2 protein-coding genes and 1 pseudogene are annotated in these 1,588 nt (G+C 66.4%); 1 reads left to right on the forward strand and 2 read right to left on the reverse strand.

Features of this window, described 5'->3' with window-relative positions:
- Together AWC08_RS20475 and AWC08_RS20480 are read right to left on the reverse strand one after the other, a co-directional pair.
- Positions 1-631 (reverse strand): DUF222 domain-containing protein (locus AWC08_RS20475; RefSeq protein WP_142283702.1); only part of this gene is annotated, 631 nt, incomplete at its 3' end.
- An 81-nt stretch (positions 632-712) separates the two neighbouring features.
- Positions 713-1,177: a GatB/YqeY domain-containing protein gene (locus AWC08_RS20480; protein WP_065134816.1), complete on the reverse strand. Its 465-nt coding sequence runs from the start codon at positions 1,175-1,177 to the stop codon at positions 713-715.
- A gap of 99 nt (positions 1,178-1,276) precedes the next feature.
- On the opposite strand from AWC08_RS20480, the pseudogene AWC08_RS37635 reads away from it, so the two are divergent.
- Positions 1,277-1,588 (forward strand): annotated as a pseudogene (locus AWC08_RS37635) (hypothetical protein); the annotation flags it as partial.

Raw genomic sequence — 1,588 nt, forward strand, 5'->3', positions numbered from 1 at the left:
CCTCGATCTGACACAGCCCGTCTAATTCCGCGCTGATCCACACCTCCCGATCCGCTTGGGTCTTGGTGCGCCGCCGCACCGCATCGACATCAGCAGCCAAGACAATCTGATCCACCTTCTGCGACAACCGCCCCCGACTCAACGACGGCCACCGAGTCACCCGCACCGCGACCGCGCCATCCACCGCCGCCAGCACCTGCGGATCCTCGATCAGATCAGTGCGGTAGACGATGGTGGAAAACGCCTCCAGATCGATGTCCCCGGCACAAAACACCGCCGCCACCTTCGGCAACCGCTCACGCATCGCCCGGGCATAACGCAGCTTGGTCTCCGCGCGGCCCTGACTGATCTTCTGCCCCGCCGCCACCTCCCCCGCGACCGCCTTGAACGTGTCGATCGCCCACTGCCCAGACTCCGCACCCCCCACCAAGCGGTGGGCGAACAACTCCCCGATCGCCACCAACTCCGCAGCCACGTCCTGATTGACCGAGCGCCCCGCCCGCGCGATCCGCGCCATCCACCCCACCGACTCCTCGGTCTTTTCCAACAGCGCCCGCCGATGAGCCAACACCTGCTGGTAAGCGTCGAACTCCGCCATCCCCGGATGCACGAACGGCAACCTATCGAACATATATTCGATTATACTCAGCCCACCGACATCCGGGGGTCTCACAGCGCATCGGTGTCGGTGCGGAGGACCCCCGACCTTGGCTCAGAGCCGGTCTTTGACGGCCGCGGACAACCGCGACCCATCGGCCTTGCCCTCTGCGATGCCGGTGGCGACCTTCATCACCAGGCCCATCTCCTTCATCGACGGCGCATGACCGAGTGACTCGGCAACCTGGGCGATCGCGGTGTCAACCACGTCGACCACTTCGGCGTCGGTCAGCGGCGTCGGCAGGTACTCGTCGATGATGCGCGCCTCGGCGTGCTCATTGGCGGCGAGTTCACCGCGCCCGTTCTGCGTATAGATCTCGGCGGCTTCACCACGCTTGCGGGACTCCCTGGCCAGCACCTTGAGCACCTCGTCATCGGAGAGCTCCCTGGCCTCTTTCCCCGAGACCTCTTCGGTCTGAATCGCGGCCAGCAGCATGCGCAACGTCGCAGTCCGCAACTTGTCCTGCGCCTTCATCGAGTCGGTCAGGTCCGCCCGCAGCCGTGATTTAAGTTCCGCCATTCCAGAGACGCTACGCGCTGGCATGCAACCGAGATTGAGAAATGCAGCGACCGCCGACAGGATGTACCCCATGACCAACGACGACAGCCGCTGCCTACGGTGAGCACGCTGCCGCCTGAATGCCCGGGAGACGAGGTTCCCCCTGCATACGAGCCGCCGCCGGCGTACGGCCCGCCGCCTGCATACGCCGCACCCGGCGGCTACGGAGTGACCCCGGGTTATGGCCCCCCACCCAGCTATGGACCGCCCCCGGGCTACGGCCAGACTCCTCCGGGTTACGGACCCCCTCCGGGTTACGGACCCCCACCGGGCTACGGACCCCCTCCGGGCTACGGACCTGCACCGGGTTACGGACCGCCACCGGGATACGGCGCACCACCCGGTTACGGCCAAACCCCACCCGGCTACGGC

The sequence above is a fragment of the Mycobacterium gordonae genome (assembly GCF_002101675.1).
Lineage (GTDB): Bacteria > Actinomycetota > Actinomycetes > Mycobacteriales > Mycobacteriaceae > Mycobacterium > Mycobacterium gordonae.

Excerpts from the sequence above, each read along its gene's own strand:
- AWC08_RS20480 (WP_065134816.1), bottom strand. The coding sequence starts at position 1,177 with ATGGCGGAACTTAAATCACGGCTGCGGGCGGACCTGACCGACTCGATG.